Origin of the sequence: Arenibacterium halophilum (genome assembly GCF_005938225.1) — a bacterium.
Lineage (GTDB): Bacteria > Pseudomonadota > Alphaproteobacteria > Rhodobacterales > Rhodobacteraceae > Arenibacterium > Arenibacterium halophilum.
Map to the genome: position 1 here is coordinate 851,130 of NZ_VCPC01000002.1, position 15,943 is coordinate 867,072.

Sequence of the window (15,943 nt, forward strand, 5' to 3'; positions counted from 1 at the left end):
CCAAACCGACACGCAGCGAAAGCACCGCCATGCCCGATACCACCTTGTTGATCGAAATGCTGATCCTTTTGCTGGTGATCGGTGCCATCGCCGGGGTTCTGGCCGGATTGCTGGGCGTGGGCGGCGGTATCGTTCTGGTTCCCGCCTTTTTCTATGCCTTTCAGACGCTGGGCTATGGCGGGCCGCAACTGATGCAGTTGTGTCTTGCCACCTCGCTTGCCACGATCATCGTGACTTCGGTGCGCTCAGTGCTCAGCCACAACCGCAAAGGTGCCGTGGATTGGGAGATTTTGCGCACCTGGGCGCCCGGTATTGCGATTGGGGCGATCCTTGGCGTGCTGGTTGCGGCCTCGCTGCGCTCGGTCACGCTTCAGGTTGTGTTCGGGGTCTTCGGGATTGTGATCGGGCTTTACATGGGCTTTGGACGCGCCTCGTGGCGACTGGGCGATGAAATGCCGAAGGGGTTGAAACGCGCGATCCTGTCGCCGCTGATGGGGTTCATGTCGGTGCTGATGGGCATCGGCGGGGGCAGCTTCGGCGTGCCCACCATGAGCCTGTTCAACGTGCCGATCCACCGTGCGGTGGCGACGGCGGCGGGCTTTGGCGTGCTGATCGCGGTGCCCTCGGTCATCGGTTTCCTGTTCCTGCCCATCGCCGCCGAACATCGCCCGCCGCTGACCGTGGGCGCGGTCAACCTTGTGGCCTTTTTCGTGGTGATCGCGATGACGCTGATCACGGCTCCGCTGGGGGTGAAGCTGGCCCATGCGATGGACCCGAAACCGCTGAAGCGGGTGTTCGCCGTGTTCCTGACGCTGGTCGCGCTGAACATGCTGCGCAAGGCGCTGGGGTGGTAGATTAACCCTCGCCGCGCGACATCCGCGCCGCGCGTCCGCCCCGGCGTTTCGCCAGCCGTGGCGCGCGCGCAGGCAGCTCTGCCATGACGGCGCGGCGTTCCTCGGCGCTCATCCGCGACCAGCGGGCGATTTCGTCGATGCTGCGCAGGCAACCGGTGCAAATCCGTTCCACCGGATGCACCACGCAGATTTTCACGCAGGGAGAGTCGACCTCGTCGCGTTTCCAGACCTCTTCCGCCATCAGCCCTCGCGCTCCAGATGGCGCATCCGGTCCAGCGCGCCTTGCAGGATGAAACTGGCGGCAACGTGGTCGATCACCTCGGCACGACGGCGGCGCGAGGTATCGGCCTCGAGCAGCGCGCGCTCGGCAGCGACGGTCGACAGGCGTTCGTCCCAGAACCCGATCGGCAGGTCGATCCGCGCCGCAAGGTTGCGGGCAAAGGCGCGCGTGGCCTGACAGCGGGGGCCCTCGGTGCCGTCCATGTTGCGCGGCAGGCCCAGCAGAACGGCCCCCACCTCGCGCGCGGCAAAAATCGCCTCGAGCGCCTCGGCGTCCAGCGTGAACTTGCGCCGCTTCACCGTCTCGACCGGAGTCGCGACCGAGCGGATACGGTCGGACAGGGCCACGCCGATGGTCTTGGTGCCAAGGTCCAGCCCGGCGATGGCGCGCATCGGCGGGCAGGCGGCGGCGAATTCGGCAAAATCGTCGTGGATCATTCAGCTATCCCTGCGCGCTGTGCGGCCTGTTCTATCTGCTCCAGCGCAGCGCTGTCACCGGCAAAGCGGTTGCGCGCCTCATCTGCGATGGCACGGGCGCGGTCCACCTCGCCCAACACGCCAAGCGCCGCGATCAGCCGAGCCCACTCCGGTGCCGGGCCCCCTTCTTCTGCGAGCCGGGCGGCCAACCCCTCGACCATACCTTGAATCATCTCTTGTCGGCCAGCGTCGTCCAGTTCGGCGGCATTGGCGACATCTTCGGCCGTTGGGCCGGAGGCCTGCGCAGGCAGGGCGTAGTCGACGCCCGCCAGCCGCGCGGCATCGGCGATTTGCGACCGGATCGCGGGGACCCAGGGCGCATCTGGCGGGCTGGCCTGCAGCAGCCTGTTCCATATGCGAAAGGCACGGTCGGGCCGGGCGTTCTGGGCCTCAAGAAGCCCCATGTAATACTGCGCCGGCCCACTGCGCGGATCGCGGGCCAACGTGTCCTTCAAGGCCTGTTCCGCAGTGGGCGAGACATAGCCCCCCGCCGCGAGGATCAGAAGATCGGCATAACTGGCATAATCGCCAGCACCTGCGCCGTCGCCCTTGATGTCGATCACGCGGGCCTGCGCCGCATGGGCAGCGACAAAGTTGCCAAGGGCGGATTCATGACGCGCCAGCAGTTGGTTGCCCTGAAGGTCATCCGGCCGCTGCGCCACGGTTTCGCGCAGCTGTGCCACAAGCGCCAGGTATTCCGGCCCCGGGTCCTGCGCCGGGGATTGCGCAGGCGTCTGCGCTTCGGCGTCAGACTGAGTGGGGCGTTCGGTGCGCAGTCGCTCGGCCATGGCATAGCGTGTCTGCAAGCCCATATCGCCATAGCCCGGCACCCCGAGCCACGCGTAGAGCCCAAGGCTTCCAACGACGAGAACCGCGCCAAGCGCCAGTGCGGGCGCCTTGCCTGCTGGTGCAGAAACCGATGTCGCATCGCGTGCGGCGCTGTCGGCAGCCAGGATGCGGCGGGCGACTTCGGTGCGCAGTTGCTCGGCTTCCGACTCGGGGATGGTGCCGCGCGCGCGGTCGCGCTCGATCTCGGCCAGCTGATCGCGATAAACCGACATGTCATGCGACGCTGTCGTGTCGCCTGCATCGCGCGAGGCGGTCATCACGCGGGCGATCAGCCCTGCGACGGCCAGCGCGACGAGCGCGGGAATGATCCAGAAAACCATGGGCTCTCCTGCCTTTGGCCCGATTGCTGCGTCTGTCTAGCCGCGCAAGGCCGATGACAAAAGGGGCGATACGGTCACAACCGCCGGGGTGCGACATCAAATCTTTGGGCATGTCGCAAATCATGCCGCGAATGCCGCCCATGGTATCCTCTTTTTAGCGGCGTGAGCCAGATACGGGGGGTAGGATACCAAGGTCCGAATCCATGCCGGGGGTGCACCAGATGAAACGCTATTCCGCCTTTGCCGTTGCGCGCGAAGCCCTGCGGTTTCACACGGGATGGGAGCGCGCCTGGCGCAGCCCCGAGCCGCGCCGCCGCTATGACGTGGTGATCGTGGGCGCGGGTGGCCATGGGCTGGCCACCGCCTATTACCTTGGCAAGAATTTCGGCATCACCAATGTCGCGGTGATCGAAAAGGGCTGGCTGGGCGGCGGCAACACGGGCCGCAACACCACCATCATCCGCTCGAACTATCTGCAGGACCCGTCGGCCGCGATCTATGAAAAGGCGCGCGGCCTGTATGAAACGCTCAGCCAGGACCTGAACTATAACGTGATGTTCAGCCCGCGTGGCGTGATGATGCTCGCGCAAACCCAGCACGAGATCCGCGGCTATCAGCGCACGGCCCATGCCAACGCGCTGCAGGGCGTTGAAACCCGGTTCATCACCCCGGCCGAGGTGAAGGAACTGTGCCCGATCATCGAACTCGACGGGCCGCGCTACCCGGTGCTGGGCGCGCTGTGGCAGCCGCGCGGCGGCACGGCGCGCCACGATGCTGTGGCCTGGGGGTATGCGCGGGCCTGTTCGGCCATGGGCATGGACATTATCCAGAAATGCGAGGTCACCGGCATCCGCAGCGAAAACGGCAAGGTGCGCGGCGTCGACACCACCAAGGGCCCGATCGACTGTGCCAAGCTGGGCATCGTCGTTGCGGGCCATTCCGGCGTTCTGGCCGAACAGGCGGGGTTCCGCCTGCCGATTGAAAGCCTTGCGCTGCAGGCGCTGGTATCGGAACCGATCAAGCCCTGCATGGATGTGGTCGTGATGGCCAACACGGTGCACGGCTACATGAGCCAGTCCGACAAGGGCGAAATGGTGATCGGCGGCGGCACCGACGGGTTCAACAACTACACCCAGCGCGGCAGCTTCCACCATATCGAGGAAACCGTCCGCGCCCTGATCGAAACCTTCCCGATGATTTCCCGGCTCAAGATGCTGCGCCAGTGGGGCGGTATCGTGGACATGACCGGCGACCGCTCGCCTATTCTGTCGAAAACGCCCATTGAGGGCTGTTTCGTGAACTGTGGCTGGGGCACCGGCGGGTTCAAGGCAATCCCCGGTTCCGGCTGGGCTATGGCCGAGCTGATGGCGCAGGGGCGGTCTCCGTTGGCCGAGGAATTCTCGCTCGACCGGTTCCGCGTCGGCAAGTTCATCGACGAAAGCGTCGCGGCAGGGGTTGCCCACTGATGGGCGCCTGCTGCCACATATCTTCAGCTCCACGCCGTTCGGCGGGTTCCTGCGCATCCTATGGCGGTGCCCGGAACCGTGCCCGGGTTCATGGTGTTGTTCTCCCAATCGTAAACACGAAGGAGGAAGCACCATGGCCAACCCTGATCTGCACGGAACTGAATACAGCAACAACGGCACCTACGTCGAGCGCGAGCGTATTGAACGCAAAGAAAGCTCGGGCACAGGCATTGCCTTCATCGTTGGCGGCCTTGTCGTCGCGGCTCTTGTCCTGTTCTGGTTGTTCGCTGGCGCCGATACTGCACCGGTTGCAACCGGCACCGATGCCGGCGACGTGTCCGTCACCGTCGAAGGCGCCGACGCCCCGGCAGCGCAAACGGCAACTCCGGACGCCGCAGCCCCGGCGGCTGACTCGGCTGCACCTGCTGCAGACTCGGCTGCTCCGGCTGAAACCGCACCGGCTGCACCCGTCGAAAACAACTAAGGCGCGAGCGCGCGTCCCGGGGTTGCCCCATAGCGGGCAACCCGATGCTTTTTTTCGGAATTTCGTGAAAAAGTCGCCAAACTGCGGGAACCAATTCGCCCCGGCATCTGTTGCGCATACAAGAAGCAGCAACAAAAGAGCGACAGTATGTCTTACCAATCAAACACAACGTCGAGCGCCGGGACAACGGGGCTTGCCTTCATCCTTGGCGGCGTCGTCGTCGCGCTTGGTGTTGTGGTCTGGCTTGCCTTCGGCAATGGTCTGCCCTCAAGCGATCAGCCTGACATCCGTATCGAATTGCCCGGCGGCCAAGCCATCGAAGGCGAAGTTTCCGGAAACTGACGGGGGCCTGCCCCTCGCAGGCGGCGCAGGCTGCGCCGCGCAACCAGTAAGTAGATTTAAAGAGTTCAGGATGGGCCCGCCTCGTGCCCGTCCTTTTCCCGTTTCGGGCCACGCATTTGTGGCCTGCCACGCGAACTCTCCCCTTATCACTCCCCACTTTCCAGCTGATGCCCGGCCCCGGCCGAATGCATCCGCCTGCCTGACCGGAGGTCTGCCATGCTGATCCTTGAATGTCCCTGTTGCGGTGTCCTTGCGGATGAAACCGAGCTGACAGCCGGTGGCGAGGCGCATCTGAAACGCTTTGGCCCGGAGTCGTCGGATGACGAGTTTGAGGGTTATCTGTTCCGGCGTGAAAACCCGCGCGGGGTGCATTTCGAACGCTGGCGCCATTCGCATGGCTGCGGCAAGTGGTTCCACGCCGCGCGCAATACCGTGACGCTCGAGGTTTACGGCACTTACTCGGCGCAGACGACCGAGCCGCCCGAAGCGATCCGCCAGAAAATCTCGGGCGTTGCGCCCGGCTGGAAATGGCGGTTGTTCAAATGACCCGCCCCGCATCGAACCCCTACAAGAACCTCACATCCGAAAGGGCCAAGGGATGAGCCAGCGCCTGCCCAAAGGGGGCCGTCTGATCGACCGCTCCACCGAAATGTCGTTTACCTTCAACGGTCAGACGCTGCACGGCTATGCCGGAGACACGCTGGCCTCGGCTCTGCTGGCCAATGATCGCATGATGGTGGGCCGGTCGTTTAAGTACCACCGCCCGCGTGGCGTGGTCGCCAGCGGCGCGGAAGAGCCCAACGCCCTGATCAACATGGGGCAAGGGTCGCGGTTTGAACCCAACCAGCGCGCCACAACGACGGAACTGTTTTCCGGCCTGACCGCACGGTCCCAGAACCACTGGCCCTCGCTTGACTTCGACGTGGGCGCGGTCAACGCGCATCTGTCGCGGTTTTTGCCGGCGGGCTTCTACTACAAGATGTTCATCCACCCCCGGTCGTTCTGGAAACACGTCTACGAACCCTTCATCCGCCAGTCGGCGGGTCTGGGCCAGGCGCCCACGGAACGTGACGCCGACACCTATGAGCACTTCTATGCCTTCGCCGACGTGCTGGTGATCGGCGGCGGGATTGCCGGGCTGGAAGCTGCGCGGGCTGCGGGCGCTTCGGGTGCAAAGGTGCTCGTGCTGGAGCAGACCGCCCACTGGGGCGGGCGCGCGCCGGTCGATGGCGGGCATGTGGGCGGCCGCCCGGTCGAGGATTACATCGACAGCCTCGTGGCCGAGTTGCAGGCAATGGAGAACGTGACCCTGCGCAGCCGCTGCATGGGGGCGGGCGTCTATGACCACGGCTATGTGCTGGGCTATGAACGCCTGAACGATCACCGCCCGGGTCAGGATGGTCCGCGTCACCGCCTGTGGCGGATCCGCGCGAAACAGATTGTCACCGCGACGGGCGCCATCGAACGGCCGCTGTCCTTTGCGGGCAACGATGTGCCGGGCGTCATGCTTGCCTCGGCCATGCGCGACTATGTGGTGAACTGGGGCGTGACTCCGGGCCAGCGCGTGGTGGTGGCCACCAACAACGACGACGCCTATCGCACGGCGATTGCGTTGAAAAAGGCGGGCGTGGACGTTCTGCGCATTCTGGATGCGCGCGAAACCGGTGGCGGGGCATTGATGAACACAGCCCGCGACATGGGCATCCGCATCGATTGTGGCCGGGGCATCGGCAAGGTCACCGGCGGCAAGCGCGTGAAAAAGGTGCAAATCTGCGCTCAGGCCGGGGCTGGTGGCGCGCTTGAGGAGATCGCCTGCGACGCGGTCGCCATGTCGGGCGGCTGGTCTCCGGTCGTACACCTGTGGTCGCATTGCGGCGGCAAGCTGCTGTGGGACGGCGATCAGGCGCATTTCCGCCCCGACCCGTCGCGCGCCCCCACCGGGGCCGATGGCAAGCCGTTTGTCACGGTCGCCGGGTCGGCCAACGGGCACCTTGGGCTGGACGCGATCCTGCCCGACGCGGGCGAGGCCGGGCGCGTTGCTGCGCAGGCCGCCGGGTTCAAACCCAAACGCGCCGCCGCCGTCGCCGTGGACCCCACGACCGAGGCCCCGATGGAACCCGTCTGGATGATGCCTGCGCAGGCACGCCCGGCGCTGCGGGCGAAGGCGTGGCTGGATTACCAGAACGACGTGAAAGTGTCAGACGTGCGGCTGGCCGCGCAGGAAGGCTATGAAAGCGTCGAACACACCAAGCGGTACACAACGCTTGGTATGGCAACGGATCAGGGAAAGCTTTCCAATATCAACGGTCTGGCAACGCTTGCTGATGCATTGGGCGAGGCCATTCCCAACGTCGGCACCACCACGTTCCGCCCGCCCTATACGCCGATCTCGATGGGGTCGATCGGGGGCGAGGCGCGCGGCGCGGTGTTCCAGCCAGTGCGAGAAACGCCGATGTACGGCTGGCATGATAGCCACGGCGCCGATTGGGAGCCGGTGGGCCAATGGCGCCGTCCCTATGCCTATGTGCGCCCCGGCGAAACCACCCATGACGCGGTGATGCGCGAGGTGAGGAACGTTCGCGAAGGCGTTGGAATGCTTGATGCATCCACGCTGGGCAAGATCGTGGTCAAGGGCCCCGACGCGGGCCGCTTCCTTGACATGCTGTATACCAACATGATGTCGACGCTGAAGCCCGGCAAATGCCGTTATGGCCTGATGTGCAGCGAGAACGGCTTTCTGATCGACGATGGTGTGGTTGCCCGGATCGACGAAGATACCTTCCTGTGCCACACCACCACCGGCGGCGCGGATCGCATCCACGCCCATATGGAGGAATGGCTGCAAACCGAATGGTGGGACTGGCAGGTCTACACCGCGAACATGACCGAACAATACGCCCAGATCGCGGTTGTCGGCCCCAAGGCGCGGGTGCTGCTGGAAAAACTGGGCGGGATGGACCTGTCGAAAGAGTCGCTTGCTTTCATGGAATGGCGCGACGGCAAGATCGGCAGCTTCGATGCGCGGGTCTATCGCATCTCGTTCTCGGGCGAGCTGAGCTATGAGATCGCCGTGCCTGCCAGCCAGGGGCAGGCGTTCTGGGATGCGCTGATGCAGGCGGGGGCCGACCTGGGCGTGATGCCCTATGGCACCGAGGCGCTGCACATCCTGCGCGCCGAGAAGGGGTTCATCATGATCGGCGATGAAACCGATGGCACGGTGATCCCGCAGGATCTGGGCCTGAACTGGGCGATCTCGAAGAAGAAAACCGACTACCTGGGCAAGCGAGCGCAATCGCGCGATCACATGACCGACCCGACCCGCTGGAAACTGGTGGGGCTGGAAACCGTCGATGGCTCGGTGATCCCCGATGGCGCCTATGCGGTGGCCGAGGGCACCAACGCCAACGGTCAACGCAACACCCAGGGTCGCGTCACCTCGACCTATCATTCGCCGACGCTGGGCAAGGGCATCGCCATGGGGCTGGTGCTGAACGGCCCCGACCGCATGGGCGAGGTGATCGATTTCCCCGGCACCGATGGTACGGTCTACAAGGCAAAGATCGTCGATCCGGTGTTCTACGACAAGGACGGAGAAAAGCAGAATGTTTGACCTTCAAAGCGCATTGGCCAACGCCCGCTTCGACGGGATCGCCCAAATCCGCGAACTGGGCCTGCAAGGCATGATCACCCTGCGCGGCGATGTTGCCGCGCCCGTGCTGAAAAAGGCCGCGACTGCCGCATCCGGCACCGCGATGCCGGGGCAGCGCAAGGCGGTGTTCTCTGACACCGGCGGGATGGCGTGGATGTCGCCGGACGAATTGCTGATCCTGTGCCCCTATGCCGAGGTGACAGACCGGCTGGAGGCGCTGACAGACGCGCTGGCAGGCACCCACGCGCTTGCCGTCAACGTGTCGGACGCGCGCGCCGTGTTCGAGGTCAGCGGGCCGCACGCGCGCGAGGTGGTGGCGAAACTCTGCCCCGTCGATCTGTCGCCGCAGGCCTTCTCCCCCGGCGATTTCCGACGCACCCGCATGGCGCAGGTGGCCGCCGCGATCTGGGCCGATGACGACCAGACGCTGCGTATCATCTGTTTCCGCTCGGTCGCGCGCTATGTCTTTGGCGTGCTGTCGGTGGCGGCGCAAAAAGGTTCGGAAGTAGGGTATTTTCAAGCCGGTTAGCGGCCGTGACCGGGAACGGGGCTTGACGCCGCCGGGTTCCGCGCTCACTTATCCGGTAACCGATGCAACCATGACAAGGGGGCCCGAAATGGCTTTTGAACTTCCCGATCTTCCCTATGCGCACGATGCGCTGGCAAGCGATGGCATGTCCAAGGAAACGCTGGAATATCACCACGATATTCACCACAAGGCCTATGTCGACAACGGCAACAAGCTGATCGCCGGAACCGAGTGGGACGGCAAATCGCTGGAAGAGATCATCAAGGGCACCTACGACAAATCCGCTGTCGCCCAGTCGGGGATCTTCAACAACATCAGCCAGCTGTGGAACCACAACCAGTTCTGGGAAATGATGTCGCCGGGCGCGTCGAGCATGCCGGGCGAGCTGGAAAAGGCGCTGACCGACAGCTTCGGCTCGGTCGACAAGTTCAAGGAAGAATTCAGCGCCGCCGGTGCCGGCCAGTTCGGCTCGGGCTGGGCCTGGCTGGTCAAGGACACCGATGGCGGCCTGAAGGTCACCAAGACGGAAAACGGCGTGAACCCGCTGTGCTTCGGCCAGACCGCTCTGCTGGGCTGCGACGTGTGGGAACATTCCTACTACATCGATTTCCGCAACAAGCGCCCGGCCTACCTGACCAACTTCCTCGACAAGCTGGTGAACTGGGAAAACGTCGCCTCGCGCATGTAAGCGCCGCGACCATCTGACTGTTTCAACCGCCGGGGCCGCGTGTCTCGGCGGTTTTCTTTTGCGACCGTTACGATTGCGCTGCCTTGACGTGGCCAAGGGCGCGTGTCAGGCAGCCTCGGTAACAACCGGGCAAGTGCTGATGAGCGATACCAGAAAGGGACTGCTGGCCGCCTTCCTCGGATGCGTGATGTGGGGGCTTTTCCCCATCCTGTTTCGCATGATGGCCCATATCCCGCCGGTCGAAGTGCTGGCCCATCGCGCAACGTGGTCTTTTCTATTTTTCATGGGTCTATTGGCCCTGCAACGGCGTCTGCCCGCGTTTCGGCATGCCCTGACTCACCGTGCGACCCTTGTGCCCCTGGTCTGTGCGATGGTGATGATCTCCTCCAACTGGCTGGTGTTCATCTATGCGACCAGCTCGGGCCAGACGACACAGGTCAGTCTTGGCTACTATATCTTTCCTTTGGCCGCCGTGCTGGTTGGGCGGGTTTGGTTCAGCGAACGCCTTGGGTTGGTTCAGGGTGTCGCGGTGGCGCTGGCGGCGGCGGCGGTGATGACCCTTGCGTTGGCGCAGGGCGCCTTGCCGTGGATTTCGCTGTATCTGGCGATGTCGTTCTGCCTGTACGGGGTGGTCAAGAAACGGCTCGATTTGGGGCCGGTGCTGTCGGTTGCGGCCGAGGTCGCCCTGTTTCTGCCGGTGGCGCTGGTGATCCTGGCGTCAACCTCACTGTCGGGTCAGGGGGCGTTTGGCGCCAGCTTGCAAGACAGCGTGCTGCTGGTTGTCGGCGGCGTCATTACAGCCGTTCCCTTGATCCTGTTCAGTTACGCGGCAAGGCGCGTGCCATTGGGGACGCTCGGGATCCTGCAATACATCAGCCCGTCGATGCATTTTCTATGCGCCACACTGCTGTTTGGCGAGCCCTTCACCACGGCGCATAAGATCGCCTTCCCAATGATCTGGAGTGCGCTGGTTGTGTTTTCCATCGCAACCCTGCGCCAGGATCGCGTCGCGCGTCGCCTTGCCATGGTGCCACCAGCGGTGCCCACCACAGTGAACACCGCTCCGCGCGCCTAGCAGGCGCGCAGAACTTCCATGTTGCGCCTAGCAGGCGCGCAGCTCTTCCATCGCGGCTTCGGGCGTGTCGACCACGCGGAACAGCCCGCGCAGCGAGGCATCGGCAAAGCCCTGGTCGATAACGTGATCCACCAGCGCCAGCAGCGGCTCCCAGTAACCTTCGGTGTTCAGAACAAGGATCGGCTTGGCGTGCAATTTCAGCTGCGCCCAGGTCAGCACTTCGAAAAATTCATCCAGCGAACCTGCACCGCCCGGCAGCACCACAACTGCATCGGCGTTCATGTACATCACCTTCTTGCGCTCGTGCATGGTTTCGGTGACGACATAGCTGGTCAGGTCTTTCTTGCCGACTTCCCAGGCCACCAGATGCGCCGGGATCACGCCGAACGTGCGCCCGCCCGCGCCCTGCGCCGCGCGCGCCACTTCGCCCATCAGCCCCACGTCGCCCGCGCCATAGACCAACTGCCAGTCTGCATGCGCCAGCGCGGTTCCAAGCGCGCGTGCGGCCTCGGTGTAGGCGGGAAGGGCGCCGGGGCGGGATCCGCAATAGACGCAAACGGATGTCACGGGCATGGGCTGACCTTTCGGATAGGGAAATAGGCGATTTGGCGCTTTGACCCCTGATAACGCGGTTGCTAGAGTTGCTCAACTCTGCGGCAGAGCGGGCAATCGCTCTGTGGCACTCTGGGGAAGGGCAAGGATGGCAAACGGTTCGGGCGCGTTCAGCGTGAAATCACTCGTGGGAATGGCGCTGCTGGTGGCAGCGGTGATCGCAAGCGGGGTCTACCTTACGGGCGGGGTGTCGGACCTGCCGGTCACGACAACGGCGCAGACCGACACGGGCAAGACTTCGGGCCAGACTTTGAGTCAGACGGCGGAACCGCCTGCCACATCATCCCAGCCTCAGCCAGAAGCCCAAGCAACACCCGAGGCCAAGCCAGACGCTCCCGCGCAGGCAGAGGCAACCCCCGATCCCGCATCGCCAGCGCCCTCTGACGCCGCTGAGGCGACCGATCCAGCGCCGGAACCTGTGGCCCCGATCATCACCTTCACCCGTGTCGAACCCGATGGCAGCGCGCTGTTCGCCGGGTCGTCCGAGCCGGGCGCGCGTCTGATCTTTTTGTTGGACGGTGTGGAAATCGGCGATGCCATTGCCGGAACGGACGGTAAATTCGCACACATGCTGGACATCGGAGCCAGCAATCAGCCCCGCGTTCTGGCTTTGGTGTCCGAACACGAAGGCACGCAGGTGGAGTCAGACGATCAACTGATCCTCGCCCCCGTTGCGGCCGAACCTGTCGTCACCGCGCAGGCCGATCCGGCCCCCGAGGCCACGCAACCGGCGCCGTCGCAGCCTGCTTCGGACCAGCCAGCAGCCGATCAAACGGCCGAGCCCACGCCAGAGCCGCAGGCTGAGCCCACCACCGATCCTGTGCAGACCGCCGAAGCGGAAACGCCAGGCACGACCGCCGTCGCGCCAGCCTCCACCACAAAGGCCGCCCCGGTGCAGACAGCCCAGGTGGAGCCAACACCAGAGCCGTCACCCTTGGCGCGCATCCCCGCGACAGAAACGGCCCCTAACCCTGCGCCCGAGGCGACCGCACCGGACACATCGCCTGGTGAAGCAGCGCAAGAGTCGCAGCAGACAGCCAGCACGACAGAAGCGGCCGCACCGGCCCCCGAAAGCGCCGAGACCGCTGCCGCGGAGTCGGACACGGCTGCGGGGTCGGCTGAAGACTCGGCCAGGCAGATTGCCGAGGTATCTGCACAGACGCAGCCCCAGCCAGCGGATGACCCGGCCAGCCCTGCGCCGGTACAATCGGCGCAAGCCGGCGACGCGGTGGCAGCCGCGGGCCAATCCGAAGAAACCGCCGATGCAACGCCGGTGGAATCGTCATCCCCGGCGTCGAACCCGGCGGCAGCGCCTTCGACAAACGCCGAACCAGCGCCGCAAACCGCGACGGCGGATCCGGCCAGCGACGTGCAACAAACATCAGAACCGGTGACCCAGACCGCAGAAAACACGGGCCAAACCGCAGAAGACACGCCCAAAACCGCCCCCACGAGGCAGGACACGCCCGCGCCAAGCACCACCACTGTCGCCGCCCTTGCCGACGAGCCTGCCAAGGCGCCGGTGCCCCAATCCGCGACGACTTCGGTGACCCCTGTGGAAACCCGCGCGCCCGCCACGCCGCCAGCCCCCGCCGGGATCGCGGTGATCCGCGCCTCGCGCGACGGAATCGAACTGCTGCAACCGGCCAGCCCCGACCGCCCCGAAGCAATGGACCAGATTGCGCTCGACACCATCGGCTATTCCGAGGCGGGCGAGGTTGAACTCTCGGGCCGGTCGCAGGGCCTGTCCACCGTGCGCGTCTACCTTGATAACCGCGCCGTCGCCGATCTGGACGCAGACGATCAGGGCCGCTGGGCCGGTGCGCTGAACGGTGTCGCCCCTGGCATCTACACCCTGCGCCTTGACGAACTGGACGCAGGCGGCGATGTGCTCAGCCGCCTTGAAACGCCCTTCAAACGCGAAGCGCCCGAGGTGCTGAACCCGCCCGCCAGTGAAACCGCGCCCCAGGGTTCGGCCCTGATCCGTGCGGTGACGGTGCAAAAGGGCGATACCCTTTGGGCGATCTCGCGCGAACGCTATGGCGACGGCGTGATGTATGTCCGTGTGTTCGAGGCCAACCGAGATGCGATCCGCGACCCCGATCTGATCTATCCCGGGCAGGTTTTTACCATCCCCGAATGACAGTGCAGCCGCGCACATTGCAAGGGGCGGTGCTGCACTGGCCTTTGCCGGGCACCCGGCCTATATGGATCGCCCATAGCAAGGCCAGCCGATGACCCAAGCCACCGATCCACACGCCCCTTCAGACGAACGCGCCAGCCGGGCCCGCGTGATCCGAAAGGTTGCGCCCTACCTCTGGCCCAAGGACGCGCCCGCCATGCGCACCCGCGTGGTGCTGTCGATGGTGCTTCTTGTGGTGGCCAAGCTGATCGCCGTCTACACGCCGATCCTCTACAAGGGGGCGGTCGACACGCTGGCGGGCGAAGGCGTGCCGCCGGTTGCGCTGGGGGCGATCGGGCTGACGGTGGCCTATGGCGTCGCGCGGATGCTGAACGTGGGCTTTCAGCAGTTGCGCGATGCGGTCTTTGCCCCGGTGGCGCAACGTGCCCTGCGTCAACTGGCGCTGGAAACCTTTCACCACATCCACCGCCTGTCGATGCGCTATCACATTTCGCGCCGCACCGGCGGGCTGTCGCGGATCATCGAGCGCGGGGTGAAGGGTGTCGAATTCCTGCTGCGCTTCCTGCTGTTCTCGATCGCGCCGCTGATCCTGGAACTGCTGCTGGTGGCGATCATCCTGACCGTGCTCTTCGACGCCTGGTATCTTCTGATCGTGGTGGTGACCATCGCCGCCTATGTCTGGTTCACACTGGCCGTCACCGAATGGCGCGTACGCCTGCGCAAGCAGATGAACGATCAGGACACCGACGCCAACCAGAAGGCCATCGACAGCCTGCTGAACTATGAAACGGTGAAATATTTCAATGCCGAACAGCGCGAAGCCGCCCGTTACGACAACGCGATGAAAGGCTATGAAACCGCCGCCCTGAAGACCGCCTATTCGCTGTCCTTCCTGAACGCCGGGCAATCGCTTTTCATCACCCTTGGGTTGATCGGAGTCATGTTACTGGCGGCGATTGGCGTGCAGAACGGCACGTTGACGGTGGGCGATTTCGTGATGGTCAACGCCTATATGATCCAGATTACCGTGCCACTGAATTTCCTTGGCAGCGTCTACCGCGAAATTCGTCAGGCGTTGGTCGATATGGGCGAAATGTTCGATCTGCTGGAACAACCGGCCGAAATCACCACGCGCCCCAATGCGAAACCGCTGCAAATCTCGGGCGGCGAAATTGAATTGGACAATGTACAATTCGGATATGATCGCAGCCGCGAAATTCTGAAAGGCATCTCTTTTTCGATAAAGCCCGGGCAAAGTGTTGCCATCGTTGGCGCCACTGGATCCGGTAAATCCACGATTGGTCGCCTGCTGTTCCGCTTCTACGATGTCTGGGACGGCGCGCTGAAAATCGACGGGCAGGATGTGCGCGACCTGACACAGGACAGCCTGCACGCCGCCATAGGAGTCGTGCCGCAGGACACGGTGCTGTTCAATGACACGATCCGCTACAACATCGCCTATGGCCGCGATGGCGCCAGCCAGGACGACATCGAAAATGCCGCCCGTGCAGCTCAGATCCACGATTTCATCCAGTCGCTGCCCGAAGGCTATGACACCACAGTGGGCGAGCGCGGGCTGAAGCTCTCGGGCGGCGAGAAGCAACGCGTCGGGATCGCCCGAACCCTGTTGAAGGATCCACCGATCCTGCTGCTGGACGAAGCGACCAGCGCGCTCGACAGCGATACCGAACGCGACATCCAGGCTGCGCTGGATCGCGCCGGGCAGGGGCGCACCGTCATCATGATTGCGCATCGGCTTTCAACCGTGGCCGAGGCAGATCAGATCGTGGTGCTCGAACAAGGTACGATCGTCGAAACCGGAACCCATGACGATCTGCTCGCGCGTGGGGGCCGCTACGCCCAGCTCTGGTCGCGTCAGAAAGCGGAAGAGGTCCGCGCTTCGGCATAAGAGGCAGTCGGCCGGGGGGGCTGCACGTCTCGCGGGCCCACCGGCGCGCCATCGACCTCGTAGACCAACGCGACATCTGTCACGATGTCCGCCTTGCGCGTCGCGAACCGAAGCTGCGATCCGATCTCAAGACACCGCCAGAGATCGGGAAACATGGTCTTGCGCAGCGCAACAAGCGAAACGTCAATACCATCGGGCCAGATATAGGCCGTGGTGCGTTCCCGGTCAAAGAACAGGACAGTTCCGTACACGTCTTGGCCGCTCCAT

The 15,943-nt window shown here is 64.3% G+C and carries 16 protein-coding genes; 11 read left to right on the plus strand and 5 right to left on the minus strand.

Going from position 1 to position 15,943, the window contains the following annotated elements; translation table 11 throughout:
* Positions 1-29: 29 nt before the first annotated feature.
* Positions 30-854, plus strand: coding sequence for a sulfite exporter TauE/SafE family protein (locus FGK64_RS10865; RefSeq protein WP_138864293.1), 825 nt, complete (start codon positions 30-32; stop codon positions 852-854).
* 1 nt (position 855) lies between these two features.
* Here the strand turns inward: FGK64_RS10865 and FGK64_RS10870 are convergent, their stop codons facing one another.
* The 3 genes from FGK64_RS10870 to ccmI are packed head-to-tail and all read right to left on the minus strand — an operon-like array spanning position 856 to position 2,779.
* The gene (locus FGK64_RS10870) at positions 856-1,095 is read right to left on the minus strand and encodes a DUF1289 domain-containing protein (protein ID WP_138863806.1); all 240 of its coding nucleotides are present in this window, start codon (positions 1,093-1,095) and stop codon (positions 856-858) included.
* Positions 1,095-1,571, minus strand: a complete 477-nt coding sequence (gene ruvX, locus FGK64_RS10875; protein WP_138863807.1) for a Holliday junction resolvase RuvX — start codon at positions 1,569-1,571, stop codon at positions 1,095-1,097. The genes FGK64_RS10870 and ruvX overlap by 1 nt, the downstream gene beginning before the upstream one ends.
* A complete protein-coding gene (gene ccmI, locus FGK64_RS10880; protein WP_138863808.1) occupies positions 1,568-2,779 on the minus strand; it encodes a c-type cytochrome biogenesis protein CcmI in 1,212 nt (403 codons plus the stop codon). Before ccmI ends, ruvX begins: the two co-directional genes overlap by 4 nt.
* Positions 2,780-3,000: 221 nt before the next feature.
* Between ccmI and FGK64_RS10885 the strand changes: the two genes are divergently transcribed.
* The 8 genes from FGK64_RS10885 (at position 3,001) to rarD (ending at position 11,012) form a co-directional block, all read left to right on the plus strand.
* Positions 3,001-4,245, plus strand: coding sequence for a sarcosine oxidase subunit beta family protein (locus FGK64_RS10885; RefSeq protein ID WP_138863809.1), 1,245 nt, complete (start codon positions 3,001-3,003; stop codon positions 4,243-4,245).
* Positions 4,246-4,378: 133 nt separating this feature from the next.
* The gene (locus FGK64_RS10890) at positions 4,379-4,729 is read left to right on the plus strand and encodes a hypothetical protein (RefSeq protein ID WP_138863810.1); all 351 of its coding nucleotides are present in this window, start codon (positions 4,379-4,381) and stop codon (positions 4,727-4,729) included.
* Between the two features lie 147 nt (positions 4,730-4,876).
* On the plus strand, positions 4,877-5,071 hold the full coding sequence (locus tag FGK64_RS10895) for a hypothetical protein (protein ID WP_138863811.1): 195 nt from the start codon (positions 4,877-4,879) through the stop codon (positions 5,069-5,071).
* Positions 5,072-5,287: 216 nt separating this feature from the next.
* Positions 5,288-5,617, plus strand: a complete 330-nt coding sequence (locus FGK64_RS10900; protein WP_138863812.1) for a sarcosine oxidase subunit delta — start codon at positions 5,288-5,290, stop codon at positions 5,615-5,617.
* Positions 5,618-5,669: 52 nt separating this feature from the next.
* On the plus strand, positions 5,670-8,681 hold the full coding sequence (locus tag FGK64_RS10905) for a sarcosine oxidase subunit alpha family protein (protein ID WP_138863813.1): 3,012 nt from the start codon (positions 5,670-5,672) through the stop codon (positions 8,679-8,681).
* Complete coding sequence (locus FGK64_RS10910; RefSeq protein WP_138863814.1) at positions 8,674-9,249, plus strand: sarcosine oxidase subunit gamma; 576 nt, start codon at positions 8,674-8,676, stop codon at positions 9,247-9,249. The genes FGK64_RS10905 and FGK64_RS10910 overlap by 8 nt, the downstream gene beginning before the upstream one ends.
* 88 nt (positions 9,250-9,337) lie before the next feature.
* Positions 9,338-9,937, plus strand: coding sequence for a superoxide dismutase (locus tag FGK64_RS10915; RefSeq protein WP_138863815.1), 600 nt, complete (start codon positions 9,338-9,340; stop codon positions 9,935-9,937).
* Positions 9,938-10,076: 139 nt separating this feature from the next.
* Positions 10,077-11,012, plus strand: coding sequence for an EamA family transporter RarD (gene rarD / locus FGK64_RS10920; protein ID WP_138863816.1), 936 nt, complete (start codon positions 10,077-10,079; stop codon positions 11,010-11,012).
* A 27-nt stretch (positions 11,013-11,039) separates the two neighbouring features.
* Here rarD and FGK64_RS10925 read toward each other — a convergent pair whose 3' ends face one another.
* A complete protein-coding gene (locus FGK64_RS10925) occupies positions 11,040-11,585 on the minus strand; it encodes an LOG family protein (RefSeq protein ID WP_138863817.1) in 546 nt (181 codons plus the stop codon).
* A 127-nt stretch (positions 11,586-11,712) separates the two neighbouring features.
* On the opposite strand from FGK64_RS10925, the gene FGK64_RS22535 reads away from it, so the two are divergent.
* Positions 11,713-13,767, plus strand: coding sequence for a LysM peptidoglycan-binding domain-containing protein (locus FGK64_RS22535; protein ID WP_246057732.1), 2,055 nt, complete (start codon positions 11,713-11,715; stop codon positions 13,765-13,767).
* A 91-nt stretch (positions 13,768-13,858) separates the two neighbouring features.
* The gene (locus FGK64_RS10935; RefSeq protein WP_138863818.1) at positions 13,859-15,676 is read left to right on the plus strand and encodes an ABCB family ABC transporter ATP-binding protein/permease; all 1,818 of its coding nucleotides are present in this window, start codon (positions 13,859-13,861) and stop codon (positions 15,674-15,676) included.
* On the opposite strand, the gene FGK64_RS10940 is transcribed toward FGK64_RS10935, so the two are convergent.
* Complete coding sequence (locus FGK64_RS10940; protein WP_171054037.1) at positions 15,643-15,927, minus strand: hypothetical protein; 285 nt, start codon at positions 15,925-15,927, stop codon at positions 15,643-15,645. The two genes, FGK64_RS10935 and FGK64_RS10940, sit on opposite strands and share 34 nt — an antisense overlap.
* Between the last annotated feature and the right edge of the window lie 16 nt (positions 15,928-15,943).